This is a genomic window from Bdellovibrionota bacterium (genome assembly GCA_035292885.1).
GTDB lineage: Bacteria > Bdellovibrionota_G > JALEGL01 > JALEGL01 > DATDPG01 > DATDPG01.
On record DATDPG010000051.1, the window covers coordinates 1 to 25,910 of the forward strand.

The following is a 25,910-nucleotide window of genomic DNA, read 5'->3' on the forward strand; positions in this document are numbered from 1 at the left end:
CACTCTTGTCCAAAACAGCTTGAAGATTTTTGAATCGGAAGGCCGATAAAACCTCGCGCCGGCGAAGAAACTCATTGCATACACCAACTCCTCGTCGCCGTTGCGTCCTTCTTTTCGTCTGGAGAATTTCTTAAGATCTCATGGGTTTTCAGGAACGGCCGACGAAAAGAAGGTTTTTGAAAACCGCTTCTTGACGTTCCTCGTCAAGAAGCCTGCGACGGCGCCCTTTGGTTCGAGATCGCAAGGCGCTTACCTCGCCGGAGCAAGAACACTTCTGACGTTGGGACATTGTTCTTTCAGACCCGAGACGAAAGAGAAGACGTCCTCCTCGCCCGGAAGTAAATTCCTTTTGCCCAGTTCATCACAACCAGACCAGGAGGACGAGTCATGCTACGGACGGCGAGTTTGTTCAGTCAACTTCTTCAACACTTTCCGCGGAACGAGTTCCAGATCTTAGTCAAAGAGCACCGAGCGGAATGGCGAGCCAAGGGGTTCTCCTGCTGGAGCCAGTTTATCGCAATGTTGTTCTGTCAGATGGCTCGCGCGGATTCCCTGCGGGAGATTTGCAACGGCTTATCGTGTTGTTTGGGAAAATTGGTTCACCTCGGAGTCGATCGTGCGCCCAATAAGTCGACGCTCTCCTACGCGAACGAGCATCGTCCGGCCGGCCTGTTCGAGAGGCTGTTTTGGATGGCCCTCCAGCGCTTTCGATCCGAGGAAGGGGTGGGTCAACGTAAGCAGAAGTTCCGATTCAAAAATAAGCTCTTGTCGTTAGACTCCACAACGATCTCGCTCTGCTTGGCCTTATTCCCCTGGGCGGAGTTTCGGCGGGCCAAGGGAGGTGTCAAGGTCCACGTGCTCTTGGACCACGACGATTACATGCCCGCCTTTGTCCATATCACCAACGCCAAGATCCACGATGTTCGGATCACCCGGTATCTCTCCCTCCCGGCCGGCTCCATTGTGACGGACGATCGGGGATACAACGACTACAAGCTTTTCGGGACGTGGACGGAGCGCGGAATCTATTTCGTTACGCGGATGAAGGAAAACGCCGTCTACGAAGTGATCGAGAAACGAAAGGTTCCCAAACGCAGCAACATCCTCTCCGACGAAATCATTCGATGGACCGGATTCTACGCCCAAAAACACTGCCCGCAGGCTCTGCGGCGAGTCACGGTATGGGATGAGGAACATCAGAGGGAACTCGTCTTCGTCACCAACCATCTGACGTTTGGCGCCACGACGATCTCCGCGATCTACAAAGATCGTTGGGAGATCGAACTCTTCTTCAAGGCGCTCAAGCAGAACTTGAAAATCAAAACCTTTGTGGGAACCAGCGAAAATGCCCTGCGGATCCAGATTTGGACAGCCTTGATTGCCATGCTGCTCCTCAAGTGGTTGCATCATCTCTCCAAAGCTCGCTGGTCCCTTTCCAATCTGGCGTCGATGTTGCGGCTGAACCTCTTTACCTATCGGGATCTGCGGGACTGGCTCGACAATCCCTTTCAAACACCACCGCTGACTCCGCCTTCCGTTCAGCTCGGTCTTCCCCTGCCGTTTCTTGGACAGCCGATAACAGCGTAAGGGGGGACCCGGATCAGAAAAACACAAAATGTCGCCCGGAAAAGGCTCTCCTATGCGGGGTCAGTCGTTAAACCTGTCCTGTTTTGGACAGCAGTGAGTTAGTGGCTTTCGCGATTTCGTTGCCGTCGCCGTCGAGGAGCGAAAACGACGTCTTCGGAATCGACTCGACCCGCTGATTTTTCAGCCGAACGGAGACGGCATTTTCGTCTGCTTTAACGACAATTCCGAGCGAGCCGTTCACATACTTGAATCCCGGGTCGTTCATCCGGATCATGACCAGCGCGGACTCCTTGATCTGCAAAATCTCCGGAATGGGGGCCTGTTTTTTCAGCGATTCGATCGCGCGCGGCTCCCCCGAATATTCGGTCGGAAATTCCCTCAATGGTTTTTTGATGCCGGCAAGACGTTCGCGATTGATTCGTTCGGCCATTTCGCGTCGGGGAAAGAGGTACGTCGTGTCCGGCCGATTCATTCCTTCTTCGAAATCGACTTTTCGATTCAGATACGTCTGCACGTCGTCGTTTATAATACCGTCGCGGACATAATTGAGAATCCGGGTGTAATCCCGATCCTGCGACCGGACGATTGTTTTCAAAACGACCGGGACGAATCGCGATTGCCGCCACGACTCATCGAGAAAGGCCCATTCTTTGGCTTGCCCGCCGGGGTTTACCGGGGGAAGTTGGGCGAAATCCCCCACGGTGATCACGCGCGCCCCACCCCAGGGCGCGTGAATTTTCCTCGCCCGGCGGCAAATCGCTTCGGCCGCGCGCAACGTCGAACCGGAGATCATCGAAATTTCATCCAAGATAAAACCTTCGATCTTTCGAAGCCTTTTCACGACCCGTTTGCTCTCCAGCGCCCGTTCGACCGTTTTCTCAATTCCCCCTTCCATAATGCCCAGGCCGAAAAAGCTATGAAACGTGCGCCCGCCGACGAGAACGGCGGCGGCGCCCGTGCTGGCGACGATGGGAAACGTTTTACGGTCCTTGTCTCTAAGAAATTGGCGGATCAAGAAACTTTTTCCGCTTCCGGCGACCCCTGTAACAAAATGATTGTTCCGGCTGTTCGTAAGCTCTCGCAGCGCTCGTTGCTGGCAGGGGCTCAGGTCATGCACCGTTCCGCGCCTTGCGTTTGGAGGAGAGTTCCAGATCGGCGTACGCCGCCACCTCCACCAATTGCTCCAGCGGTGCTTCGAGGCGGGGGTCCTGATGGCTCTGGAGGACCACTTCCTTCGCGAAGAGCATCGCGAGGTAGCGGAGCCGGAGGGCGGGGCGATCCGCGAGCGCCCGGTATTCCAGATGGCCGGCGTTCACTTCCCACCGGCCGCTCACCACGCGCGAACGCCACGGGGCTCCCGGCTGGCTTACAAACTCAGGCTCCGGGATTCCTTCTTTGGAGCGGCGGCTGTAGATCTCTTCGAGAACCTCCACGGCGACCTCCGCCCGCGCTTCGCGACCTCCTCCCCGTGCGATCACCGAAAGCGTTCCGGCTCCGGGCCGGTCGGAAGCTTCGAGCGTGGCCCGTCCGATCCCTTCGTCCATCGTTTCCTCAACGAGGACAGCGGCGGTTCCCGAGACCGCCCAACGGAATTCGACGGCTTCCTTTATCGCCTGTCCTTCGGAATCGAGGGGAAGCGCACGGATATTTTTCCGGCCGCCGCAGACGATCTTCACGGTTTCCGGTGAGATCCGGACTTTTTCCAGCGGTCCGGGCGGAAGAAGCGTGGCGGCGGAAACATCGAACGTTTCGTCCTCGCGTTCGGGAGGAGGAAGTTCGGTTGCAACCGCATCGTTCGTTTCGCTTCCGCCATTGCCATCCGGGGCGCCGGTCAACGTAAGATCGGTGACGGGGAGAAGGGCGTAGCGGGGGCGATGCCGGTAGAAGTCGCGAAACGCCCGCTGGAGATCCCGGATGAGCGAACGATCCTGCTCTTTGGAGCGGTGATGTTCGAGGCTTTCCAGGACGCCCGCGAGGACCGGTTCGAATTCGATGAATGCTTTGGCGAACGCTTCGGCCGCATCGTCGACGGCGACGCCCCGGCGGCTTCCGGGCGCGACGGCAAACCCGGAAAAATCGACGAACCCCGAGAGGCGCGGGTCGGTCCAAGGGGGATGGTCGAGACCGAGCGCCCCGAGTTCGTGGAAGCCTTGGGCTACAAGGCTTCCCGAAGAATAGATTCCGATTCCCAGTCGTTCGCCGTTCCCGTCATTCTCGCCGGAAAAATAAAACTCCATCCGGATCTCCGGGTATCCGGGCACGGGGAGGGGGCCGATTCCCGAAAGACGTTCGCCGAGAAAACGGGGAGGGCGGACGTGAATCGGCTTTTTCGCCGCTCCTCGCGCCATCCGGTCCTCCACGACAAGCTCCACCTCTCTTGCGAGGAGCTGACCGCGAAGTTCGGAGGAGAGGAAATCGGCCATCCGCCTTCCCACGAGTGCGCCCATCGCACCGGTGTGAAGTCCGAGGACGATCACTTCCGTGAACTTCTCTCCCAGGGAAAGTCGCCCGCGCAACGGCTCGATCAGAAAATCGGGCCGGTCCCGATAGAGAACCAGCCGGTACGGGGGCTGACCGGGGAGGAAACTGCGCATCTCGAGCATCTGACCGAGGCTCCAAAAGCCGAGCAAGCCGATCCCGTACTGACCTTGCGTCAGGAGAGCGAGGCGTTCTTGAGGGGAAAGCGAGCGCTTTCGGCTGTGGCCGATGTGCGTGGCGATGTAACGAAGGGCGTCCGGCCGCTCCATCTCGGGGATGACCCCCGAGCCATCGTCGAAAACTTTAAGACAAGGAACCCCCTTTTCGCGCACACGGACCACGCGGATCCGGCGGGCGCCGGCATCGAGACTGTTCTGAACCAGCTCCGCCAGAGCTTTGCGCGGGTCCGGCTGGCTGAGCGCGAGCCAGCGGATCAGTTCAAAGGGGTCGTGCGCCCGTACCCGGCCGCGCAGGATGTCCCGGTCTTTTTTGGATTTTCTTCGGGGCTTAAGCCTCGGGTTTGCCTCGGCGGTATTCGGAGTGGCCATGTTCACGCCGCCAGCTATCACAGCGACCCGGAGGAGTCCACCCGCCGACCCCGCAGTTTCATTTTGCTTTCTCGGGATGCGAAGGAATGGTAAATCAGTTTTGAATTTTTCTGGGAGGCGCGGTTGTGGAATCCGTGATCGCTGAGGAACTGAATTCATTCCGGCGTGTGGTGAAGGGGAAGAACAAGGTCCAGCCGCCGAAGGTCACCCGCCTGAAAAAACCGGAAGGGATGGCTTTGGAAGAATGGCAGATCGCGCTTCGGCGCGACTACGGGCGCGAACAAAAGTTTGGGCTGAAAAACCTCGGGAGCGATCCGATTTTTTCCGAGTTTTCCGTGACGAACCCTCAGAGCGGCGGAACTTACCGCGTCCTGATCCGCGGGAGAAATCCCGGCGACAACTACTGCTCCTGCCCCGACTTTTCGGTCAACACGCTCGGGACGTGTAAACATATCGAGTTCACGCTCGCCAAGCTGGAGCGGAAACGTTCCGGCCTCGCTCTTCTCAAGCGCGGATTCCGGCCCGAGTACTCGGAGGTCTACCTTCGCTACAACGCCAAGAGGGAGGTCGCATTCCGACCCGGCGCGGCCTGCCCGCCGGCGTTACTCAAAATCGTCCGGCGGTATTTCGATGGGCAACAGATCCTCAAACCCGAAGCGTATGTCCGGTTCGAGAAATTTCTCAAGGAAGCCCAGGCCGCCGGAGCGGAGCTCCGCTGTTACGAAGAGGCGATCGGCTACGTGGCCCAGGTGCGGGACGAGCAAAGGCGCCGCAGGCTCATCGATGAAGCCTGTCCCGAAGGAATTCAAAGTCCGGCGTTTCTGAATCTGATCAAAGTTCCGATGTATGAGTACCAGCGGGAGGGGGCTCTTTTCACGGCCAAGTCCGGGCGTTCGCTTCTCGCCGACGACATGGGTCTGGGCAAGACCGTCCAGGCGCTGGCCGCGGCGGAAATCCTGGCCCGCACCGTCGGGATCCAACGGGTTCTCGTCGTCTGCCCCACGTCGCTCAAGCACCAGTGGAAACAGGAGATCGAGAAATTCACGGAACGAAGCGCGGAAGTGATCGAGGGGGCGCTTGCGGTCCGATCGAAAGGCTATCGGAGCGAGACGTTTTACAAGATCACGAACTACGACGTCATCCACCGCGATCTTGAGCTAATTCACGCCTGGGAACCGGACCTGATCGTCCTCGACGAGGCGCAGCGGATCAAGAACTGGAAAACCCGCACAGCGCAAAACGTGAAAAAGCTCCGCTCCGAATATGCGATCGTCCTGACCGGCACGCCGCTCGAAAACCGCCTGGAGGAACTTCATTCGATCGTCCAGTTCGTCGACCGGTATCACCTGGGCCCCCTGTTCCGTTTCCTGGACGAGCATCAGAGCACCGACGAGTTGGGAAAAGTGACCGGATACCGGAACCTTTCGAAGATCTCACAGACGCTCAAATCGGTCCTCCTCCGCCGAAACAAAAAAGAGGTCCTGACGCAACTCCCGGAGCGGATTGATAAGAATTTCTTTGTCCCCATGACGGAACCGCAGATGCAGCACCATGATGACAACCGCGACATTGTCGTACGGATCGTCGCGAAGTGGAGGCGGTACAAGTTTCTCTCCGAAGCGGATCAGCGCAGGCTGATGATCGCCCTTCAGTTCATGCGGATGTCGTGCAACAGCACGTACCTTTTGGATAAGACAACGGATTTCGGAGTTAAAGCCGACGAATTGGTCTCCCTGCTTGGGGAGATCTTCGAGCGGCCGGACGCGAAGGTCGTGGTCTTTAGTCAGTGGGTTCGGACGCATGAAATCCTGGAAGGGAGATTCAAGGCCCGGAAATGGAAGTACGTTTTGTTTCATGGAGGTGTGCCGGGCCGGAAACGAAAAGACTTGATCCAACAGTTCAAGGAGGATCCCGACTGCCGGGTTTTCCTGTCGACGGACGCCGGCGGCGTCGGACTCAATCTGCAAAACGCCTCGGCCGTGGTGAACATGGACCAGCCGTGGAACCCGGCGGTCTTGGAGCAGCGGATTGGCCGTGTTCACCGCCTGGGGCAGCACCGTCCGATCCAGGTCGTGAATTTCATCGCCCAGGGAACGATCGAACATGGGATGCTGAACCTCCTCCGGTTCAAGAAGTCGATGTTTGCCGGCGTCCTGGACGGCGGGGAGGACGAAGTTTTCCTCGGCGGTTCGCGGCTCAGCCAATTCATGGAGACGGTGGAGAACGTCTCCGGAGGCATTCCCGCCCCCATGCCGCGCGAGACGGGCAACGGCGCCGAGGCAGCACAAGCGGACGATCCGACACCCGGAGACGGGAAGGGCGAAGCGGCCGCCGTCGGAAAGACTGCGCCCGCGCGAAAGGACCGCCTCGCGGGACAGCCGATGTCGGACCAGGAGGTTTGGGCGAAAACCATCTCAGCCGGTCTTTCCCTCCTCCAACGGTTCGGCGAGATCCTTCAAACAACCGCGCATCCATCTTCAGACAAGGCGCCCTCCGAGCGATCCACGCCGCTGATCGCCCGCGATGAAACTACGGGCGAGCCGTTTTTGAAATTGCCGGTGCCCAAACCGGAGGTTCTGCAAAAAATAGCCGATCTCCTCGCCGCGTTCACCACTCCGACGCATGGCTCGCCATCGGCATAGAGACCGGGAGAAGTCAGAGCGGCAGCGGTACTTGAGACGCAAACGCGAAGAAAAAAGCGTTTCTCTTCGACCAAGAGGTGTCGCGTTCTCTGGGACAAGTAGATCGGGAAGAGTGGGAATTCGCACTTTCGATTCATGGCGGGAACGTCGCTCAGGCGGCTCGACAGTGCGGACTGGATGGGATCCCGACCAGCGCCAAGGCCCTTTGGGGGCGATCGTCCGAAGAGGCGGCTGGAACTTATCGGAGATGGCGGGATCGGGTGAAGAAATAGGCTTTCGCTTCGAGCCGACGGTCTGGTGGCCCATTTGGGACGAGATCCGGCGCTGGTTTGACGAAAATCCGAAGACGTTTTGAGGCCGCAAAAGTTGCGCCCGAGGAACCGTCGCAACTTTTGCAGTTAGCCCTGCTCGTTTGAATTTCGTTGCCGACTCGCGACGCCTTGCCTTTGACGAGCAACCTCGTGCCAGGCTTCGCATGTCACTGCGGTTGCGCCGGCCTTCGGCCCGAGGGGAGCGGGACCGCCAATGAACGTAGAACGGCTCGGGATTTATTTTAGCGGGGGCTAAATGTGCCCGGCCGCGCGTGAGTTCCGCCAGAACAATTAGTTGTATAAATTAATAATATTAAATATTTAATAATGTATTGCACTAATTACATACTCGGAGTAAAGTAAGACATCATGTTTAACTTCGAACAGATTTTGCGCGAGCTGGATGAACGCATTGAAAAGGAGAATGAGCGGAGACGGGCTGACGAAATAACTTCATATCCGAAAATGAAAATTCTGCTTCTGGGTCAAATGGGCCTCTTTGCTCATCCGGACGAGTTGGAGGCGAAATTACATCTTGTTGGAACCGCGGACGTAGACGCGAAAATCCAGGCGGAGTACAGCCTGGTGCAGCTGTTTGAAAAAGTGTTGGAAGCTTTTGGGCTGGAATACGATCGGGACAGCCATCTTGTTTGGGTTCCGCCTGAGAGTACCCAAATCACAATTTTTGAGACTCCGCGTTTGAAGTGTGACGTTGTGAATCCTCTCTATTTGCTGACGTCGAAGGCCATAAAAGCAAAAGAGAAGAACAGAATATTGATCAAGCAGGCATTAAAAATATACGGACGAGAGCTGGAAAGTCTCATTCGACAACATGGTGGCGATCCGAACTACTTCAAGAAATAATGAATTGAAAAAATGACAAACGAAATCGACAGAAACTACCAAAATCGAAGAACAAAGCGCGTGCTGGGTTTCCTTGCAGCAAAGGGATTATTGATTGTTCCGTGGGTTAAAGCGCGACCCACAGGCAAGTTGCGGGTTCCAGACGTGCTTTGGGTTGCGAAAAATGTCGAGCCAAGAGTGTTGGAGGTTCTGCCTGCGGCACTCCTTCATTTCCCGGCGGCTTTCCTGCAAAAGGACCGGCTACCGAAAGATGTGAGAGCGGTACTTGCACAAATCAAAAAAGGAGAGAAGGCCGATCGAATGGTGCGAGGCATTCCATTCAAGAATTTTCAGCGATGGACTGAGAGAATACTTCCGGATCGGAGAACGAAGCCACTTTCACGTCAAAGGCGAATCACAAAATCGTTCCGGTTTCCTCAGCACATTGCTGAGGGCATTCGTCAGCAAGCCTCGTTGAGAGGCCTAGGAGAAAGTCAGTACCTCGAAAGCCTGGTTCGCAAGGATTTGGCACCTTAAATGAGAGAATACGTGGTTCGAGCCGACGGTCTGGTGGTCCAAACTGGCCAAAGTTCGAACGTTTTTCAATGAAAATCCGGATGGATTTTGAGGCCGCAAGGGCCGCGCCGGAGGAACCGTCACGGCCCTTGCAGTTCGCCCTGCTCGTTTGAAATCTTTCGCCAATTCGGAACGCCTTGCCTTTGATGAGCAACCTCGTGCCAGGCTTCGCCTGTCACTTCAGTTGCATTCGCCCCGAGGGGAGCGGGACCAACCTAATGGCAAATGGCTCGGGACTTATTATAGCGGGGGCTTAAGGTGCTCTCGCGGATATCATCATGGGTAAAGAATTTAGAACAAGAGTTAGGTCAAGCCGCTGCGCGTGCTGAGGTGCGGAAGCGTTTCGGAAGAGACCTCAACTTTCTCGATGCGTGGTACACGTCCATCGCTGTCTGTGCATTCAGCCAAAAGTCAGGGGACATGCCGAATGCAGCGCCCAGTTTCAACGCCATCTCAGCTGTGACCGACGTTCGGCCGTTGACGATCCGGTTTACCACCTTAATGTCACACCCCAAATGCTGCGCCACTTGTTTTTGAGAGAGGCCTAGCGGTTTTAGAAACTCCTCGGAAAGAATCTCCCCAGGAGTCGTCGGCCTTCTTTTCACAACAAACATTTTTTACCCTCCTACCCGTGATAATACGTCACACGTACGTCCACCGGACCTAATGCGGACCACCGAAAAACAATCCGCCACTGATCGTTGACGCGAATACTGAACAAGCCGGTCAAACTTCCTTTCAGGGCCTCCAACCGATTGCCGGGCGGTGATCTGAGGTCGTCCAATCTTGCTGCGTAGTGCAACATATCCAACTTTCGCTTGACGATGCCCTTGGCGTTGGCCCATTTGACGCCTTTGTCGACGCGCCCGGTTTCGAAGAATCGCCGGCACGGGTCGTCGGCGAATGACTGAATCGGCATCGCCGATTTTATACCACATATTGGTATACCTAGATAAGGTAATAATAACAGTTTTTGCTAAACTGTGTCTAGGCTCGAGGGAGTTTGAAACGTGTTTACAAGATGTGTGGCTCGAACAGGACCGCTCAAAGCAAATGATCCATAATTCCAAAGCCTTAGCTGGGCGGGCCTTAGTCTACCAACATGATTTTACGGTTTGGTGGAGCTGAACGGGATCGAACCGTCGACCTCTTGAATGCCATTCAAGCGCTCTCCCAGCTGAGCTACAGCCCCATCGGCGGAAAGAGTTAACATTGAACTTTCGAAGAATCAATTTGGCGTTGTCTTTGTTGTCGCTGGGAGAGCGCTGAAGACGCGGTTTATTATACGTGGGGCCCTCCATCGCGTGATCGCGATGGCTCCTCCCAGGGCAGCTGAGCTACAGCCCCATCGGCGGAAAGAGTTAACATTGAACTTTCGAAGAATCAATTTGGCGTTGTCTTTGTTGTCGCTGGGAGAGCGCTGAAGACGCGGTTTATTCAGCTTAGCTGCAGTTCGACGTCGTGATCGGAGTTAGCGGCTCTGGCGGGCCTTTTCTTGCATCTCGATCTTTTGGGCGTCGATGCGTTCGGAAAGCCGATCGATCTCGTGAATCAATCCGTCGATCTCCGGCGAAACCAGACGGCCCGATTTGCAGAGTCGGTAGGTTTCCTCTCCCAAAGTGCGGTAGAGGGTTACCCGATCCCGCTGCATCCGCGCGGTGTTGAATTTGATTTTTCCAACCCGCGAGACTTTCAGAAGCCCTTCGCGGCCGCGTTCCAGAGCCTCACGAGCCTTGGACCACGCTTTGTCTCTGCGCGAATCGGTCGAAGGGGATTTCGGCGCGTCGGCCATGGACCGTACCCTAACAGGCACCGGGCGGCGGATCAAGCCGCGGCGTCTGAAACGGTGCCTTCATAATAGTTTCGAAAGTAGATCGCCGCGGACCAGAGCGCGAGAGCAAGAGCGGCGTAAAGCAAGACGCCTCCGAGTTCCATCCATTCGATCCCCAGCCAACGATTCTCCGGGCCGAGCAACAAAAAAGCGATCGCAAATCCTTCCAACCAAGTTTTGATTTTTGCGCTCAGGATGGAGGGGATGAAGATTCCTTCACTTCCGGCCAAGCTCCGAAGGCCGCTGACGGCGATTTCGCGACTTAACAAAAGAATCGCCGTGATCACTTGCACGCGGTGCAGATGAATCAACATCAAGAGGGCCGCGAGAACGAGGAGTTTATCGGCCATCGGGTCCATGATCTTTCCCAACCGCGTGATCGTCTTTGTCCGCCGCGCGATCATCCCGTCGAAAAAATCGGTCCAGAAAGCGAATCCGAACAGCGCCGCCGCCCAAAAGTCGTTCCACGCGGTATTCCGCCCATAGACAAGCGCCACGACGGCGGGAATCGCGACGATTCGGATGGCCGTTAATGCATTCGGTAAATTGTAGACCCGACTAGAGGGGATTGGGCTGCTGTTGATCGGCGAGGACATCGTGCGGGAAAGTGACCGGCGTAAGCTCCTGGAATCGGTCGTAATACTTTCGCACCTTCTTCACGTAGTCAACCGTCTCGGGAAAGGGGGGCACCCCTCCGTACTTTGTGATCGCCCCGGGTCCCGCGTTGTATGCGGCCACGGCAAGTTCCACGTCCCCTTGAAACTGTTCGAGGAGTTGCTTGAGGTAGCGAATCCCTCCCCGGAGGTTTTCTTTCGGATCGTGGGGGTTGAAGACTCCCAACTGCTCTGCGGTCGTGGGCATCAGTTGCATCAAGCCTCGGGCCCCTTTTTTCGAGACGGCCATCGGGTCGTATTCGGATTCGGCTTTGACCACCGCCTCGATGAGGGAAGGAGTGACGTTGTACTGCGAGCTGTAACGTGAGATCAATTTCCGGAGTTCTTCCCGAGGAATCCGGATGGCCGCAATACGGAACGGGTCTTCGTTTCGAAGCTTATAAATGGAGAACTGAGCATGGTCGGGCGGTTCATCCGCGAAGTGAATGGTTCCGTCGGCGTCGGTGAACGTAAAAAAATCGGCCCTTACCGGTCCCGACAACAGGACCAGGGCGAGGGGCATCAGAGCCGAAAATTTCTGAAAGAGTGCGGTCATCGAGGATAAAGTCTTATCAGCGGAACTTTCGTAATTATTCTAGCAAAGATTGCAATTCGGCGGAACAAGTTTAATCTATTGAAATTATACTATATTTTATGGTAAATTTCGGGTCTTTCGGACAGGGGAAGGTGCTTCGTCGAAAAAGCGACTATTTCTTATTTTAAGTTGCGGTTGGGTCATTCCTCCCAGGTGTCTACGACGCCGTCATAATTGAGATCCCGGGCTGTTCTTTGAAGTTTGTCTTGAGCGTAATACATCCATTCATCCGGTTTCCCGTCGCCGTTGGTGTCCCGCTCAACCCGCGCCAGAGCGCCTTTCTCAAAAAAACGCCAGGTGTCCATCTTTCCCGAGAAGTTGTGGGAAGATTCGATTCTGACCAGCGCCCCATCAATATAGTGTTCGATAAGGTCATTTCGACCGTCAAAGTCCAGGTCCAGGGTGAAAAGAAGGGGCTTCCCTTGAGCGAATTTCTTTTGAAAATCGACCTTTCCATCTCCGTTTAAGTCAACTTCTTCTCTAACGATTTCAGAGGGTTGCCCGTTCTGGCCTTTCTTCAACCACCGCCAGGTATCCGGCCGGCCGCGCCGAGCGACGTCCAGCTTAACAAACTCGAGTCCTTTCTCAGGTTCTTTGGAGGTCACGGGCTTTGGACCCGTTGCAGAACTGCATCCATGGCCGAACAGCGCTACAAGGGCGAGCGCCCCGAGGAGGTGCTTAGTGTTGACAATATATATATGGGCACGTAATGTCATTCTCATTGCTACGGTGGTGGGAGCTGATTTTTCCTAAATCGATTGGGGCCGCTCATGTCGCGTAAAAAAATATCCACAACGGTTTATATCACTGAAGACCAGAACGAGAAGCTAAAGCTTCTCAACAAGAAAACCAAAGTACCGGTCGCAGAGTTCATACGCCAGGGAATCGATATGGTTTTGGAACGGTACAAGAACCAGATCCCCGGCCAAATGTCTTTCACCTAAAAAATGTCCCGATATGTCGTTACCGGCGGGGCTGGGTTCATCGGCTCGCACCTTGTCGAACGTCTTTGGTCAAATGGCCACGAGGTCGTGGCCATCGACAATCTTATGACCGGACGTATCGCGAATCTCGATGGGCTCCGCGGAAAAACCCGGTATCAATTTGTCGAGGCCGACGTTTCCGATCGGTTTCCAGACGTCGGAAAAGCCGATGGGGTGTTTCATATGGCGTCGCCCGCCAGCCCGAAGGACTTTGTTCCGCTCGCGATTCCGATTCTCCGCGTCGGTTCGCTCGGAACGATGCACGCTTTGGAATATTCCCTCAAACAGGGGAGCTGGTTTCTGCTGGCCTCCACCAGCGAGGTCTACGGTGATCCCGAAGTTCATCCCCAGCGGGAAGATTACTTCGGAAATGTGAATCCGATCGGCGTTCGCGGGGTTTACGACGAATCCAAGCGTTTCGCGGAGGCTTTGACCATGGCCTATCACCGCAACAAAAAGGTTTCGACCTCCATCGTCCGGATTTTCAACACGTACGGCCCTCGAATGCGGTTGAACGACGGCCGAGTCATCCCAAATTTTATATCTCAGGCTCTGCATGGCGAGCCGTTGACGATCTATGGCGACGGCCTCCAAACCCGAAGCCTTTGTTACGTGGATGACCTGGTGGACGGGATTGTTCGCTTTGCCGACAAGAGGCCGGTGGAACCGATTAATCTCGGCAACGACCATGAAATGACGGTGAAACTCCTGGCCGAAACCATCGTTCACCTCACCCAATCCAGGAGTTCTTACTCGTTCACGCCGCTGCCCGAAGATGATCCGAAACAGCGCTGCCCCGTTTTGACCAGAGCCCAGAAGACCCTCGGATGGTCTCCATCCACGAAGCTGGAGGTCGGTCTTCAAAAGACGATCGACTATTTCAGGAAGATCCTTTGAGGCGTGCCGGCTTTTTCTACTTCGCGATCTGCCTTCTTTGGTTCCCTTCGGTTTTTTTAAACTTCTCTTCCTCCCTGGCGGGAATTCCGGGGGATAACTACCTTTTTGTCTGGCACAACTGGTGGCTTGCGCATTCCCTGTTTGTCGGGCGGAGCCCTTTTTTCACGAAGGCGGTTTTTTTTCCGGAGGGGATCTCCCTCGGAACGCATACGCTGTCGCTTCTCAATTCCATCCCCGGCGCATTTCTATCGTTCTTTTTGAACCCTGTTCAGACGTACAACCTTCAGTGGCTTCTCACGTTCGTGTTGTCGTCCACGGCCATGTACGCCGTGGCATTTGACGCGAGCGGAGCGCGATTAGGCTCTTTATTAGCCGGTTTCGTTTTTGGTTTTTCCTATTTTCGTCTATCGCACGGTTTGGGGCACCTCAACCTCTTGAGTACCTACTTTCTTCCGGCGGTGGTTCTGTTCGCCCATCGTTACTTCGTCGGCGGCGGAAAGAAGAACTTTGTCCTCCTGGTGGGGAGTGTCGTTCTCACCGGCTACGGCGACTGGTACCACCTGGTCGCGGCGTTGATCATTACGATCGTTATTTGGGCGCTTCAGCTGTCTCGATGGCCGGGCATTATTCGAGATCGGCGTTGTATCGTCGCGATCGCAACATCGTTGGTATTTCTCCTCCCCATCTTGATACCTCTTTTCCAAAATATGAGAGCCGCGACTCTCGTTCTTGAAAAACCGGGTCCGGATAACTCCGCCGATCTTTGGGCGATCTTCGTTCCGAATTTCCATCCCTTTTTGGCCGGCCGAGAGCGCATCCTGGCGTTTTTTGCCGCAAATCCTTACGAGCGAAGCGTATATCTGGGATGGGTGTCGTTTGGGTTCGCTCTCTGTGGCTGGTTTCACGCTCCAAAGCGTTGGGCCCGCCTCGGAGGAATTCTCATCCTCTTCGGTTTCGCTCTTGCCGTCGGTCCGGCCGTTTATTGGAAAGGATCGGCGATCGTTTCCTCACCCTGGACACCGTACGCCCTCCTTTCCAATTTCGTTCCGGGCGTCATTCATTTTCGCGCGCCTTCACGCTTCCTCATCCTGACGTTTCTTGGAATGTGCCTGCTGATTCCTTTTGGCATTCAAGAGATTCAAACCTGGATGGCAAATCACCTGAAATCGGATGCGGTCACAAAAGGAGCGCTAGGAGTTCTCTTGGGGCTTGCGGCGCTGGAGCTTTATCCGGGTGACTATCCCATGACGCCCCATCGCCTTCCGGCGATCTATCAAACGATTGCGCGTGATAAGGAAAAATTCGCCGTGGCCGAATTTCCCCTCCACTCCGGAATGTTTTTTCCCAAGTATCCCGGATGGCAAGATCGAATTTTTCAGTACTATCAAGTCTACCACGGCAAGCCACTTCTCTGTGGATACACAGCGCGGGCGGACCTCACGGCCATCGGATTCTTAGAAACATTTATGCGTTCGAGTTTGGACGGGACGCTCGATGCCGCCTGGTTTGAACGGCAAAAAATTCGGTTCGCTCTGTTTCACGTCGATCGCCTGGAGCCACAAACCTACGCCCGTTACTGGGGGAATTTATCCCGATGGGGTCGCGAGGTTCCTTCCGGGGATCCCGCGATTCGCGCACTTCAGTTTTATTGAGCCGCTCTTCCTCAATGGCGTTAGGCGCACGAGCTTCTCGGCGCCGGGGACCCCGTCGAACAAATAGGATACGAATGGCGCACCCCTCAAAAACAGGTTAAAAGAGCCGGCCGGAAATTGTAGGTGAGTACCTGAGCTTCATGCCCATGGACAGAATTCGAAATTTTTCAATCATCGCGCATATCGATCACGGAAAATCGACGTTGGCCGATCGATTTCTGGAAATGACGGGGGCGCTGTCAAAGCGGGAAATGAAAGAGCAATACCTCGACCGGATGGACTTGGAGCGGGAGCGGGGGATCACGATCAAAGCGCAGACCGCGCGATTGGAGTATCGCGCAAAAAGCGGCGGGACGTATCAGTTCAACTTGATCGATACTCCCGGCCACGTCGATTTCTCCTACGAAGTGTCTCGAAGTTTGGTCGCGTGCGAAGGGGTTATTTTGCTGGTCGATGCCTCCCAAGGCGTTCAGGCGCAGACCTTGGCGCATGTGTATCAGGCGATCGAACATCATCTCGAAGTCATTTTGGTCTGGAACAAGATCGATCTTCCCAGCTCGGATGTGGATCGAGCCCGTCGGGAGGTGGAAGACGTGATCGGTCTGGACACAAAAGACGCCATCGCCATCAGCGCGAAGGAAGGGACCCATGTCTCGGAAGTCTTGGAGGCGGTCGTCGCCCGGATCCCTCCTCCCAAAGGGTCCGTGAACGCTCCGCTCAAGGCGCTTCTCTTCGATAGCTGGTACGACCCGTATCTCGGCGTCGTCTGTCTCATGCGGCTTTTCGACGGAACGCTCAAGAAAGGGGACCACATTCGATTCATGGCGACGCGACAGGAGTTTGAGGTCGAGCGCGTGGGAGTCCTCAATCCCGAGCCCTATTTGGTGGACGAATTATCCGCCGGAGAGGTCGGATTCGTGGCGGCCGCCATCAAGGATGTCCGGGAAACGAAAATCGGCGATACGGTGACGAATCCGGACCGCCCCACGGCGGCCCCATTCGCCGGATTTCGGATCGTGAAGCCGATGGTTTTCTGCGGGATCTTTCCGACGGCGGAGCAGGAATTCGACGAGCTTCGGGACGCTCTGGAAAAACTTCGTCTCAACGACGCGTCGTTCAGCTTCGAACCGGAAACTTCGGCGGCGCTCGGCTTCGGATTTCGATGCGGGTTTTTGGGATTGCTTCACATGGAAATCATTCAGGAACGCCTGGAGCGGGAATTCCAGGTGGATGTCATTACGACGGCGCCGACGGTGGTTTATAAGATCAAGAAATTGAACGGGGAAGTCGTGGAGATCGACAATCCTTCGAAGTTGCCGCCGATTCAGGAGATCGACGAAATTCAGGAGCCGCGGATTACCGCCACGATTCACACGCCGAACGAATATGTCGGCGCGATCCTCGCGTTATGCGAGGGGAGGAGGGGGAAGCAGGTCGCCATGGAATTCCCGACGCCTTCGAAAGTCATTCTCAAGTACGACCTTCCGTTCAACGAGATCGTCTTTGATTTCTACGACAAGCTTAAATCGGTCTCGCGCGGCTACGCTTCGCTCGACTACGAGTTCACAAGATTCGAAGCTTCCGAACTGATCAAACTCGACATGCTGATCAACGGCGAAAAGGTGGATGCGCTCTCCCTGATCGTTCATCGCGACGTTTCGTACCATCGGGGGCGGGAGCTGGCGAAGCGGATGAAGGAAGTCATTCCGCGCCAGATGTTCGAGGTGGCGATTCAGGCGTCGATCGGAAACAAAGTAATCGCGCGCGAGTCTCTTTCGGCATTGAGGAAGAACGTCACGGCGAAGTGTTACGGGGGGGACATCACCCGGAAAAGGAAGCTGCTGGAACGCCAAAAAGAGGGTAAGCGGCGGATGAAGCGCGTCGGGCGTGTGGACCTACCGCAGGAAGCCTTCCTCGCTATTCTCAAGGTTGAGTGACGTGATAAAGGCAGCGGAGATCGGCCGCGGCTTTGTGAAGTGCCCGATCCCGTGTCCAAAGTGTCGCCCGGTTCAAGGTGGTTTCCTGGAGAAGGAGTACGTCGATCGCGGAGAGGCCGCTTCCGCCCAGCGAGTGGTCTTCGACAAAATGCGAAGCGTCGTCCGGCAGCGCGGGGATTTCAGGCCGTCGGACGCCCTGGAAATGCCTTCGGAGAAAGGCTCGTTCGTTTCGGTTTCGCATGCCGCAAAGAAGTTCCAATTCAACGTAAGCGCTGAGGAGAATTTGGTCGTGGACGAGAAGGTCCGCGAAGCCGGGAACGTTCCCACGCTTTAGATGGTCCACCCAGATGCTGGTGTCCGCCAAAACGAGATCAACGTTTCCGGCGGCCACGAACGATCTCTCGGGTGGAGGCAAGGGACTTGAGCGAGCCGCCCGCTTTGGCCAGGCTCTCGCGAAGCTTCAGACGAACGAAGGTCCGGAGACTCAACACTACGGCCTCGGTTTTTGTGCGGGCCTTGGATAGGTCCATCGCCTGCCGCAAAACATCCTCAGGAAGGATTAACGTGGTTCGCATATAAATCATTGTAGATTATATGCATTTGGACCGTCAACTCGTATGTATTCGACGAACGCGCTCAACACGGTGAAGATGGCGCTTCAACCCGGCATAAAACTCTTGACGAAACGCGTGGTTATATTATGGTGACCGCCGATTTGGAGGTTCACGACCGGATCAGATCTGAAAAGACGCCTCGAGGAGAGGCGTTTTTTTTAGGTGCGGATCCGAAGGGGAGAGACAGGAGAGCAAATGGCGGGTCCCCGGCGGTTTAATCTCGTAAACATCTTCATATACCTGCTCATAGGTGCTGGTTTTTACCTGTCCTTTCAATATGTTCCGGTTTTTTGGAAAAAACAGCAGCTCCAAGAGTTGATCAAAGAAGAGTCGTACGCCGCAAAGCGAAAGACTCCCGAACAAACCATCGAATCCATTGTGAATTCAGCTCAGCGTCAGCTGGCGGTCGCGCTCGACCCGGAGGACCTGAAAGTGGAAAAATTCTCGGACCGGGTCCGGATTTCAGTGCTTTGGCGTGTCACGATCGAACATCCCTTCGACATCGTCGTGGCGCACAATTTCCGGCTTCGGGAAGAGACGGTCTTTTACTAATGACACACGAACCGATTCATCATCTTCTTTCCGCGAAGGATCTCCCTCCGGAGTCCATCGAATATTTATTCTCCCGAACGGAAGCGTTCAAGCGGATGAGGGGAATTCTCCCGGCCGACGAAAAGGCGCTGGACCGAGAGACCGTCACCAATATTTTTTGGGAGGCCAGTACCCGTACGAGGGTTTCATTTCAGATGGCCGCCTGGCGGATGGGGGCGCGCGTCGTGAACATCGCGCCGTCGACGTCGAGCGTCACGAAAGGAGAAACGCTGGATGACACGATTGCCACGTTGCGTGCGCTCGGATGTCGGTACTTCGTCATCCGACATGCCACGTCGGGAGAGCCCGCGCGTCTGGCGATGAACGCGGGTCGGGAGGCTCATGTCTTAAACGCCGGGGACGGCACAAATGAACATCCGAGTCAGGCGCTTCTGGACGCCTTTACGATTCGGGAGCGAAAGAAATCCTTCAACGGATTGCAGGTGGCCATTCTCGGAGACATTCTTCGAAGCCGCGTCGCCCGGTCCAATCTCCATCTTTTGAGTCAGCTCGGTGCGAAGTGCCGCGTCAGCGGACCGGCGGGACTTCTCCCCGAACGTTTGGATGTTCCTCAGGGGACGATTGTGAAAACGGCCGACGAGGCGATTCGGGGGGCCGATGTGGTGATGGTGCTGCGCCTGCAGAAAGAGCGGGAAGGGAAAATAGTCGTGGACGAGGCGGATTACCGGAAAAATTTCTCGCTCACTCCGCAACGGCTCGAGCTCGCCCATCCGGACGCGATTGTTCTTCATCCGGGACCGATCAACCGGGGAATCGAAATCGATTCGTCTGTGGCCGACGGGCCGCGATCGATGATTTTGCGCCAGGTGGAAAACGGTCTCTTCATGCGGATGGCGATTTTCGAGCTCCTTCGCGGGGAAGAGAGATGAAACTGCACATTCGTGGAGGCCGGCTGGTCGATCCGTCTCAAAACGTCGACCGGAAGGGAGACGTCTGGGTTGAGGATGGGAAGATTCAGGCGCTTCTTTTCGGTGAGCCGCCGCCCGCGAAACCGGACCAAACGATCGATGCAAACGGTGCGATCGTGGCGCCCGGGTTGATCGATCTGCACGTCCACCTTCGGGAACCGGGGCAGGAAGAGAAAGAAGATATTGCTTCCGGGACCCACGCAGCCGTGGCGGGCGGATTTACTTCGGTTCTCTGCATGCCGAACACCGATCCGGTCAACGATTCCGTGGAAATCACGCGATGGATCCGAAAGCGGGCGGACGAAACCGCTTTTTGCCGCGTCTTTCCGGTCGGTGCGATCACAAAAGGCCTCAAGAGCACGGAACTCGCGCCGTTGGCGGAAATGAAAGAGGCGGGGTGTGTGGCGTTTTCAGACGACGGCCGTCCCGTCGTCGATTCGCATCGAATGCGGGAGGCGTTGGAAATGGGGCGGAAGCTGAACGTCCCGATGATCGCTCATTGCGAGGATCTCGCTCTTTCCGCGGGGCCCACCGTCAACGAAGGGCGGGTAGCCGATCGTCTCGGGCTCAAGGGGATTCCGGTAGCCGCGGAGAGCGCCGACGTGGCGCGGGTCATCATTTTGGCGGCGGAAACGGGAGGGCGTCTGCACCTGGCGCATCTCTCCTGTGTTTCCTCCATCCAACTTCTTCGGGAGTACAAACCCAAGGTCAAAGGGCTGACGGCCGAAGCGACGCCTCATCACCTCTTGTTGACGGATGAAGCGGTCCTGAAACATGGAACGAACGCCAAAATGTATCCGCCGCTTCGTTCTTCGGCGGATCGTTCGGCGTTGGTGAAAGCTCTGAAGGATGATTGGATCGACGTGATCGCGACGGATCACGCGCCGCACACCGACCTGGAAAAGAAAATGGCGTATGAAAAGGCTCCGAACGGCGTCATCGGTTTGGAGACGGCGCTTCCGGTGCTTCTCACGCTCGTAGCGTCGGGCGATCTCATGCTTTCGCAACTGATTCGGAAAATGTCCACGGAACCGGCGCGGATTGTTGGAATTCCCGGCGGGACGCTCAAACCGGGGGCACCGGCGGATATCGTTTTATTCTCGGCGGACGGGGAGCGCCCGCTTTCGGCTGCGGGCACATTTTCAAAATCTCGAAATACGCCGTTTGAGGGATTTGTCGGAAAGGGACGCGTGCTCGGGACGATCGTCGGGGGGGAAGAAAAATTTCGGGCGGAGGGATTGTGAGGGGGTATCTGCTTCTTGAAGACGGAACGCTTTTTGAGGGTCGGTCGTTCGGATTCGACGGCCTCGGCGGCGGCGAAGCGGTGTTCAACACCGCCATGAGCGGGTACCAGGAAATTCTCACCGACCCCTCGTACGAAGGCCAGATCGTGACGATGACCTATCCGTTGATCGGGAATACCGGTGTGAATCCCGAAGACGTCGAATCAAGAAAAGTATTCGCCGCCGGATTTGTCGTGCGCCAATACATCGCCCGACACAGCAACTGGCGCGCGACCCAGAGTCTGGAAAATTACTTCAAGGAACGGAAAGTCGTCGCGGTGGAAGGGATCGACACGCGGGCACTGACACGAAAACTTCGCTCCAAGGGGGCCTTGCGCGCGGTGGTCGGAACGGAGCGGTTTTCCAAGGAGGACCTGCAGCGGCGGCTGAAAGAGGTTCCACCGATGACCGGACTGGATCTGGCCACCAAAGTGGCCGAACCGAGAAAATATGTCTGGGAAACCGATTCGAAGAACCGGATGGTGATCGAAGGAGACGTACGCGTCGGCGTGATCGACTGCGGCGTCAAATGGAATATTTTACGGCGCCTAAAAGACGAAGGGGCCGCGGTCACGGTGTTCCCGCCGTCGGCCACGGCGGATGAAATCCAATCGATGAAACTCGACGGCGTGGTGATTTCCAACGGCCCCGGCGATCCTGACGCCGTGCGCGGCCTGCCGGAGACGATTCGAAAACTGGTCGGAAAGCTTCCGATGTTCGGCATCTGTCTCGGTCATCAGCTCCTCGCGCTCGCCGTGGGAGCCAAGACCTACAAACTGAAATTCGGGCATCACGGCGCCAATCATCCGGTCCGGAACGAAAAAAACGGCCGGATCGAAATCACCTCGCAGAACCACGGTTTCGCCGTGGATGGGGAGAGCCTGACCCGCGTGAGCGGAAAGACATTCGGACCGGTTCGCGTGACCCATGTTCATCTTTCGGACGGAACGATCGAAGGATTCGAGCTGCCGGACGTGAAAATCCAGGCGATCCAGTACCATCCGGAAGCGAATCCGGGGCCTCATGACGCGTCTTATCTTTTCGGAGCGTTCATTCAATGTACGAGAAAGTCCTAGAGCCGGTGATCCAGCGCTTCACGGGAGAGCGATACCTGCCCGAACTCAAAGTTGCGCGGGAGGACTATTTTCGGAAGTCCGGGAAAGTGCATGAAGAGGAGCCGACGTTCGAAATGCGGATGACGTCGTTCTTGGAATGGTACATGTGCGATCGTCCGCTCTGGGATTCGGGCGTGCCTCCGGTGCGGCTTTATTCGGAAATGTTCGGAGAGACGCTTTCGGAAGAGGATCGGACGATTCTCCACGGCCTGGAACGGAGCATCCGGAGTCTATTTTTGATGTTGAATCGGAAAGGGGAACGGTTTCGCGTGAAAGACCTTTACGACCAGACCGAATACGACGTTTTGGAGCGGAGAACGCACGTCGGCATCAACCGGAACGACATTTTTGAGACACGGATTCTGCGGGTCGGAAATCAGGCGGTTTTTTCGGACGCCATGATCGTTCACCCTCTCGAGGCCCATAAGTACATCCTTGGGGAGGCCACGAAGCAACGCGCCTCGTCCCGCGAAACGTTTGGAAAATTCCTGTTCGACCTGGCGGCCAAGCGACTCAAGTGCGATCGATTCAAACATGTCCCCGCTTCGCAGATTTATTCCACGGAGATCCCCGATGCCTAAGCGCACGGATATTGAATCGATCATGTTGATCGGCTCCGGCCCGATCGTCATCGGCCAGGCTTGCGAGTTTGATTACAGCGGAACGCAAGCGCTCAAGGCGCTGAAGGAAGAGGGGTACCGGCTCATTCTCGTGAATTCCAATCCGGCCACGATCATGACCGACCCGATTTACGCGGACGCCACGTACGTGGAGCCATTGACGGTCGCTTCGGTCACGGAAGTGATCGAGAAGGAACAACCGGACGCCATTCTCCCGACGATGGGAGGGCAGACGGCGCTCAACCTCGCGACGGAACTTCATAAACAGGGTGTCTTGGAAGCCTGCCGGGTCGAGCTGATCGGCGCGCGAGTCGAATCGATCGAAAAAGCGGAGCAGCGCGAGCGGTTCAAGGAGGCGATGGCGCGAATCCAATGCCCCACGCCGAAGAGTGTCTACTTAAGCTCCCGCATGGATGCTCTCGCCGCGCTCGAAATCGTCGGTCTGCCGGCGATTATCCGGCCGTCGTATACGCTCGGCGGAAGCGGAGCCAGCATCGCGTACAACCGGGAAGAATACGAGAAACTCGTCCGCTGGGGGTTGGAACGAAGCCATATAAGTGAAGTCCTGGTCGAAGAGTCGATTCTCGGCTGGAAGGAATTCGAACTCGAAATGATGCGCGACCGGAACGACAACGTCGTGGTGGTATGCACGATTGAAAACTTCGATCCGGTCGGCATACATACGGGGGACAGCATCACCGTGGCGCCGTCGCAGACATTGACGGACGTCGAGTACCAGCGCCTGCGCGATTACTCGATCGCCGTGATGCGGGAAATCGGCGTCGATTCCGGCGGATCCAACATCCAATTCGCCGTGCATCCCGGCGACGGCCGGGTCTACATCATCGAAATGAACCCGCGCGTGTCTCGAAGCTCCGCTTTGGCGTCCAAAGCGACCGGATATCCGATCGCGAAAATCGCCGCCAAGCTGGCGGTCGGTTACACGCTGGATGAAATTCCGAACGACATCACGAAACAGACGAAAGCTTCGTTCGAGCCGACGATCGATTACGTCGTCACGAAAATTCCGCGGTTCGATTTCGGAAAATTCAAAGGCTCCGACCGGACGCTCACGACCCAAATGAAGGCCGTGGGGGAGGTCATGGCCATCGGGCGCACGTTTACCGAGTCCTTTCAAAAGGCGCTGCGGTCGTTGGAGATCAATCGCTTCGGATTCTGGGGATCGGTGGCCAGCGTCATGAAAGGAGACGCCACGGACTCCGACCTTCTCTCCAGGATGCGGACGCCTCTGCCGGAGCGGATTATGTATATCGCCGAAGGATTCCGCCGCGGAATTTCGATGGAGCGGATTCACGAAGCCACAAGCATCGATCCGTGGTTTCTGGATCAAATTCGAAACATAGTTTTCGAAGAGGAGAACCTGGCCAAACGGCAAGGAGAAAAACTTCCGGCCGAAGAGTGGAAACGTTTAAAGCAGCTCGGATTCTCGGACGTGCGGTTGGGTGAAATTCTCAGCACCACCCAGGACGACATCCGCCGCCAGCGCGAGGCGTCGGGAGTTCGGCCGGTTTATAAAATGGTCGACACCTGCGCGGCCGAATTCGAAGCCTTTACGAACTATCTTTACTCGACGTACGACCAGGAGGACGAGGCACCGCCGACGCAAAAGAGCAAAGTCGTGATTCTGGGGAGCGGCCCCAACCGGATCGGCCAAGGGATCGAGTTCGATTACTGCTGCGTTCATGCGAGCCTGGCGCTGCGCGAGGCGGGTGTTGAAAGCATCATGATCAACTGCAATCCCGAGACGGTTTCGACCGACTTCGACATTTCCGATCGTCTCTATTTCGAACCTTTGACCAAAGAAGACGTTCTTTCGATCCTCCAGAGGGAAAAACCAAAAGGAGTCATCCTTCAGTTCGGCGGCCAGACGCCGCTGAAACTGGCGAAGGTACTCGAAGCGGAAGGTGTTCCCATCCTGGGCACCGCTCCGAAGAGCATCGACATCGCCGAAGATCGGGACAAGTTCAGGGAGTTGGTGAATCAGATTCACATTGTGCAAACCGAGAGCTGGATCGCGAGGTCGACCCAAGAGGCGGAAGCCTTGGCCTCCAGCTTGACGTTTCCGTTGATGGTGCGGCCGTCCTACGTATTGGGCGGCCGGTCGATGGAAGTCGTCTACGACATCCAGGAGCTTCGCGACTATCTCGACAAGGCGGTCAAAGCCTCACCCGAATATCCGGTCTTGATCGACCGCTACCTGGAGAACTCGACGGAGATCGACGTCGATGCGTTGAGCGACGGAAAAAACACATTTGTGGCCGGAATTATGGAGCACGTTGAACAGGCGGGAGTCCATTCCGGCGACAGTTCGTGCGTTCTCCCGCCGTTTTCTCTTTCGCCGGAAATCGTTCGCCAGATCCAGGATCAGACTCGCAGAATCGCGGAAGCTCTGGACGTAAAAGGACTGCTTAACATTCAATTCGCGCTGCAAAAAGACCGTCTGTATGTCCTGGAGGTCAACCCGCGAGCTTCGCGCACGGTGCCGTTCGTATCGAAAGCGATCGGAATTCCCCTCGTGAAGGAAGCGGTCCAGGTGATGTTGGGCGGCACGGTCGATGTGAGCGCTCTCGATAAACGAAGGCAGACGGATCATTTCGCCGTCAAGTCCCCGGTGTTCCCCTTCCTCAAATTCACAAACGTTGACACGATCCTGGGTCCGGAAATGAAGTCGACCGGCGAGGTCATGGGAGTCGATACACATTGGGAAATCGCCTTCGGAAAAGCCCAGGTGGCAGCGGGGAACGTTTTGCCGCAATCAGGGAGCGTGTTTATCAGCGTGAACGACCAGGACAAGGAAGTAACGCTCGAAATCGCCCGCCAGATGCGCCGAAACGGTTTCCGCATCGTATCCACGCGCGGAACGGCGCAATATCTGATCGACCACGGCATCCCCGCCGAAAAGGTGAATAAGGTCCTGGAAGGGCGTCCCCATATCGTCGATATGATTCTCGATCGAAAGATCGATCTGGTCATGAACACGACGCTCGGAAAGGAGTCGATCCGCGATTCGTATTCCATTCGGCGGTCGGCTCTCGAAAAGGGAATCCCCTACTATACGACGGTGCAAGGTTCGCGGGCCGCGGCTCTCGCGATCGGCGCGTTCCAACATGGGGTCGTCGATGTCGTCGCTCTCCAGTCTCTTCGGAAATCCAATTCATGAGTGAACGGGCCCGGGAATATCTCGAGGCCATCGAACGACCCCTT

The 25,910-nt window shown here is 56.1% G+C and carries 25 protein-coding genes and 1 tRNA gene; 15 read left to right on the top strand and 11 right to left on the bottom strand.

Translation table 11 applies throughout. The features are described from left to right. The first annotated feature begins 387 nt into the window (after positions 1-387). A complete protein-coding gene (locus VI895_04220) occupies positions 388-1,587 on the top strand; it encodes an IS4 family transposase (GenBank protein HLG19008.1) in 1,200 nt (399 codons plus the stop codon). 67 nt (positions 1,588-1,654) lie between these two features. Here VI895_04220 and VI895_04225 read toward each other — a convergent pair whose 3' ends face one another. Beyond that, positions 1,655-2,704 carry an AAA family ATPase gene (locus VI895_04225; protein ID HLG19009.1) on the bottom strand — a complete coding sequence of 350 codons (1,050 nt, stop codon included), beginning with the start codon at positions 2,702-2,704 and terminating at the stop codon, positions 1,655-1,657. Then, complete coding sequence (locus tag VI895_04230) at positions 2,697-4,613, bottom strand: ATP-binding protein (GenBank protein HLG19010.1); 1,917 nt, start codon at positions 4,611-4,613, stop codon at positions 2,697-2,699. The genes VI895_04225 and VI895_04230 overlap by 8 nt, the downstream gene beginning before the upstream one ends. A gap of 125 nt (positions 4,614-4,738) precedes the next feature. On the opposite strand from VI895_04230, the gene VI895_04235 reads away from it, so the two are divergent. The 4 genes from VI895_04235 (at position 4,739) to VI895_04250 (ending at position 8,946) form a co-directional block, all read left to right on the top strand. Beyond that, the gene (locus tag VI895_04235; protein HLG19011.1) at positions 4,739-7,255 is read left to right on the top strand and encodes a DEAD/DEAH box helicase; all 2,517 of its coding nucleotides are present in this window, start codon (positions 4,739-4,741) and stop codon (positions 7,253-7,255) included. Positions 7,256-7,332: 77 nt separating this feature from the next. Then, on the top strand, positions 7,333-7,527 hold the full coding sequence (locus VI895_04240) for a hypothetical protein (GenBank protein HLG19012.1): 195 nt from the start codon (positions 7,333-7,335) through the stop codon (positions 7,525-7,527). 408 nt (positions 7,528-7,935) lie between these two features. After that, complete coding sequence (locus VI895_04245) at positions 7,936-8,430, top strand: hypothetical protein (GenBank protein HLG19013.1); 495 nt, start codon at positions 7,936-7,938, stop codon at positions 8,428-8,430. A 12-nt stretch (positions 8,431-8,442) separates the two neighbouring features. After that, positions 8,443-8,946 (top strand): hypothetical protein, encoded by a 504-nt coding sequence (locus VI895_04250; protein HLG19014.1) that lies wholly within the window; start codon positions 8,443-8,445, stop codon positions 8,944-8,946. 347 nt (positions 8,947-9,293) lie between these two features. Here the strand turns inward: VI895_04250 and VI895_04255 are convergent, their stop codons facing one another. From VI895_04255 to VI895_04285, 7 genes are all read right to left on the bottom strand, one after another. Next, positions 9,294-9,599: a HigA family addiction module antitoxin gene (locus VI895_04255; protein ID HLG19015.1), complete on the bottom strand. Its 306-nt coding sequence runs from the start codon at positions 9,597-9,599 to the stop codon at positions 9,294-9,296. A gap of 11 nt (positions 9,600-9,610) precedes the next feature. Beyond that, the gene (locus tag VI895_04260) at positions 9,611-9,904 is read right to left on the bottom strand and encodes a type II toxin-antitoxin system RelE/ParE family toxin (GenBank protein ID HLG19016.1); all 294 of its coding nucleotides are present in this window, start codon (positions 9,902-9,904) and stop codon (positions 9,611-9,613) included. 197 nt (positions 9,905-10,101) lie between these two features. Further along, positions 10,102-10,177, bottom strand: a tRNA-Ala gene (locus tag VI895_04265). A gap of 279 nt (positions 10,178-10,456) precedes the next feature. Then, positions 10,457-10,777, bottom strand: a complete 321-nt coding sequence (locus VI895_04270) for a hypothetical protein (GenBank protein ID HLG19017.1) — start codon at positions 10,775-10,777, stop codon at positions 10,457-10,459. A 32-nt stretch (positions 10,778-10,809) separates the two neighbouring features. Continuing rightward, positions 10,810-11,412 carry a CDP-diacylglycerol--glycerol-3-phosphate 3-phosphatidyltransferase gene (gene pgsA / locus VI895_04275; protein HLG19018.1) on the bottom strand — a complete coding sequence of 201 codons (603 nt, stop codon included), beginning with the start codon at positions 11,410-11,412 and terminating at the stop codon, positions 10,810-10,812. Beyond that, a complete protein-coding gene (locus VI895_04280) occupies positions 11,375-12,025 on the bottom strand; it encodes a lytic transglycosylase domain-containing protein (GenBank protein HLG19019.1) in 651 nt (216 codons plus the stop codon). Before VI895_04280 ends, pgsA begins: the two co-directional genes overlap by 38 nt. A gap of 179 nt (positions 12,026-12,204) precedes the next feature. Continuing rightward, the gene (locus VI895_04285) at positions 12,205-12,669 is read right to left on the bottom strand and encodes a hypothetical protein (GenBank protein ID HLG19020.1); all 465 of its coding nucleotides are present in this window, start codon (positions 12,667-12,669) and stop codon (positions 12,205-12,207) included. A 165-nt stretch (positions 12,670-12,834) separates the two neighbouring features. On the opposite strand from VI895_04285, the gene VI895_04290 reads away from it, so the two are divergent. The 4 genes from VI895_04290 (at position 12,835) to lepA (ending at position 17,533) form a co-directional block, all read left to right on the top strand. Continuing rightward, on the top strand, positions 12,835-13,008 hold the full coding sequence (locus VI895_04290; GenBank protein HLG19021.1) for a ribbon-helix-helix domain-containing protein: 174 nt from the start codon (positions 12,835-12,837) through the stop codon (positions 13,006-13,008). Positions 13,009-13,011: 3 nt separating this feature from the next. Next, positions 13,012-13,944 carry an NAD-dependent epimerase/dehydratase family protein gene (locus tag VI895_04295; GenBank protein HLG19022.1) on the top strand — a complete coding sequence of 311 codons (933 nt, stop codon included), beginning with the start codon at positions 13,012-13,014 and terminating at the stop codon, positions 13,942-13,944. Next, positions 13,941-15,596 carry a hypothetical protein gene (locus VI895_04300; protein ID HLG19023.1) on the top strand — a complete coding sequence of 552 codons (1,656 nt, stop codon included), beginning with the start codon at positions 13,941-13,943 and terminating at the stop codon, positions 15,594-15,596. The genes VI895_04295 and VI895_04300 overlap by 4 nt, the downstream gene beginning before the upstream one ends. A gap of 140 nt (positions 15,597-15,736) precedes the next feature. After that, positions 15,737-17,533 (top strand): translation elongation factor 4, encoded by a 1,797-nt coding sequence (gene lepA / locus VI895_04305; GenBank protein ID HLG19024.1) that lies wholly within the window; start codon positions 15,737-15,739, stop codon positions 17,531-17,533. Here lepA and VI895_04310 read toward each other — a convergent pair. Next, the gene (locus VI895_04310; protein ID HLG19025.1) at positions 17,520-17,924 is read right to left on the bottom strand and encodes a PIN domain-containing protein; all 405 of its coding nucleotides are present in this window, start codon (positions 17,922-17,924) and stop codon (positions 17,520-17,522) included. The two genes, lepA and VI895_04310, sit on opposite strands and share 14 nt — an antisense overlap. Then, the gene (locus tag VI895_04315; GenBank protein ID HLG19026.1) at positions 17,905-18,108 is read right to left on the bottom strand and encodes a type II toxin-antitoxin system VapB family antitoxin; all 204 of its coding nucleotides are present in this window, start codon (positions 18,106-18,108) and stop codon (positions 17,905-17,907) included. The genes VI895_04310 and VI895_04315 overlap by 20 nt, the downstream gene beginning before the upstream one ends. A 234-nt stretch (positions 18,109-18,342) precedes the next feature. On the opposite strand from VI895_04315, the gene VI895_04320 reads away from it, so the two are divergent. From VI895_04320 to carB, 6 genes are read left to right on the top strand one after another with little or no spacing between them, the layout of a single operon-like run. Further along, on the top strand, positions 18,343-18,699 hold the full coding sequence (locus tag VI895_04320) for a hypothetical protein (GenBank protein ID HLG19027.1): 357 nt from the start codon (positions 18,343-18,345) through the stop codon (positions 18,697-18,699). Next, a complete protein-coding gene (locus VI895_04325; protein ID HLG19028.1) occupies positions 18,699-19,628 on the top strand; it encodes an aspartate carbamoyltransferase catalytic subunit in 930 nt (309 codons plus the stop codon). Before VI895_04320 ends, VI895_04325 begins: the two co-directional genes overlap by 1 nt. Next, a complete protein-coding gene (locus tag VI895_04330) occupies positions 19,625-20,911 on the top strand; it encodes a dihydroorotase (GenBank protein HLG19029.1) in 1,287 nt (428 codons plus the stop codon). The genes VI895_04325 and VI895_04330 overlap by 4 nt, the downstream gene beginning before the upstream one ends. Further along, the gene (gene carA, locus VI895_04335; protein ID HLG19030.1) at positions 20,908-22,026 is read left to right on the top strand and encodes a glutamine-hydrolyzing carbamoyl-phosphate synthase small subunit; all 1,119 of its coding nucleotides are present in this window, start codon (positions 20,908-20,910) and stop codon (positions 22,024-22,026) included. The genes VI895_04330 and carA overlap by 4 nt, the downstream gene beginning before the upstream one ends. After that, entirely contained in the window at positions 22,008-22,646 is a 639-nt protein-coding gene (locus tag VI895_04340) for a hypothetical protein (GenBank protein HLG19031.1), read from the top strand. The genes carA and VI895_04340 overlap by 19 nt, the downstream gene beginning before the upstream one ends. Further along, positions 22,639-25,866, top strand: a complete 3,228-nt coding sequence (gene carB / locus VI895_04345; protein HLG19032.1) for a carbamoyl-phosphate synthase large subunit — start codon at positions 22,639-22,641, stop codon at positions 25,864-25,866. The genes VI895_04340 and carB overlap by 8 nt, the downstream gene beginning before the upstream one ends. Positions 25,867-25,910 lie beyond the last annotated feature (44 nt).

Bases quoted from the DNA above. Each gene is read 5' to 3' on its own strand.
- VI895_04220 (HLG19008.1), top strand. From the start codon at position 388: ATGCTACGGACGGCGAGTTTGTTCAGTCAACTTCTTCAACACTTTCCG.
- VI895_04230 (HLG19010.1), bottom strand. From the start codon at position 4,613: ATGGCCACTCCGAATACCGCCGAGGCAAACCCGAGGCTTAAGCCCCGA.
- VI895_04245 (HLG19013.1), top strand. From the start codon at position 7,936: ATGTTTAACTTCGAACAGATTTTGCGCGAGCTGGATGAACGCATTGAA.
- VI895_04250 (HLG19014.1), top strand. From the start codon at position 8,443: ATGACAAACGAAATCGACAGAAACTACCAAAATCGAAGAACAAAGCGC.
- VI895_04255 (HLG19015.1), bottom strand. From the start codon at position 9,599: ATGTTTGTTGTGAAAAGAAGGCCGACGACTCCTGGGGAGATTCTTTCC.
- VI895_04260 (HLG19016.1), bottom strand. From the start codon at position 9,904: ATGCCGATTCAGTCATTCGCCGACGACCCGTGCCGGCGATTCTTCGAA.
- VI895_04270 (HLG19017.1), bottom strand. From the start codon at position 10,777: ATGGCCGACGCGCCGAAATCCCCTTCGACCGATTCGCGCAGAGACAAA.
- pgsA (HLG19018.1), bottom strand. From the start codon at position 11,412: ATGTCCTCGCCGATCAACAGCAGCCCAATCCCCTCTAGTCGGGTCTAC.
- VI895_04280 (HLG19019.1), bottom strand. From the start codon at position 12,025: ATGACCGCACTCTTTCAGAAATTTTCGGCTCTGATGCCCCTCGCCCTG.
- VI895_04290 (HLG19021.1), top strand. From the start codon at position 12,835: ATGTCGCGTAAAAAAATATCCACAACGGTTTATATCACTGAAGACCAG.
- VI895_04295 (HLG19022.1), top strand. From the start codon at position 13,012: ATGTCCCGATATGTCGTTACCGGCGGGGCTGGGTTCATCGGCTCGCAC.
- lepA (HLG19024.1), top strand. From the start codon at position 15,737: ATGCCCATGGACAGAATTCGAAATTTTTCAATCATCGCGCATATCGAT.
- VI895_04315 (HLG19026.1), bottom strand. From the start codon at position 18,108: ATGCGAACCACGTTAATCCTTCCTGAGGATGTTTTGCGGCAGGCGATG.
- VI895_04320 (HLG19027.1), top strand. From the start codon at position 18,343: ATGGCGGGTCCCCGGCGGTTTAATCTCGTAAACATCTTCATATACCTG.
- VI895_04325 (HLG19028.1), top strand. From the start codon at position 18,699: ATGACACACGAACCGATTCATCATCTTCTTTCCGCGAAGGATCTCCCT.
- VI895_04330 (HLG19029.1), top strand. From the start codon at position 19,625: ATGAAACTGCACATTCGTGGAGGCCGGCTGGTCGATCCGTCTCAAAAC.
- VI895_04340 (HLG19031.1), top strand. From the start codon at position 22,008: ATGTACGAGAAAGTCCTAGAGCCGGTGATCCAGCGCTTCACGGGAGAG.
- carB (HLG19032.1), top strand. From the start codon at position 22,639: ATGCCTAAGCGCACGGATATTGAATCGATCATGTTGATCGGCTCCGGC.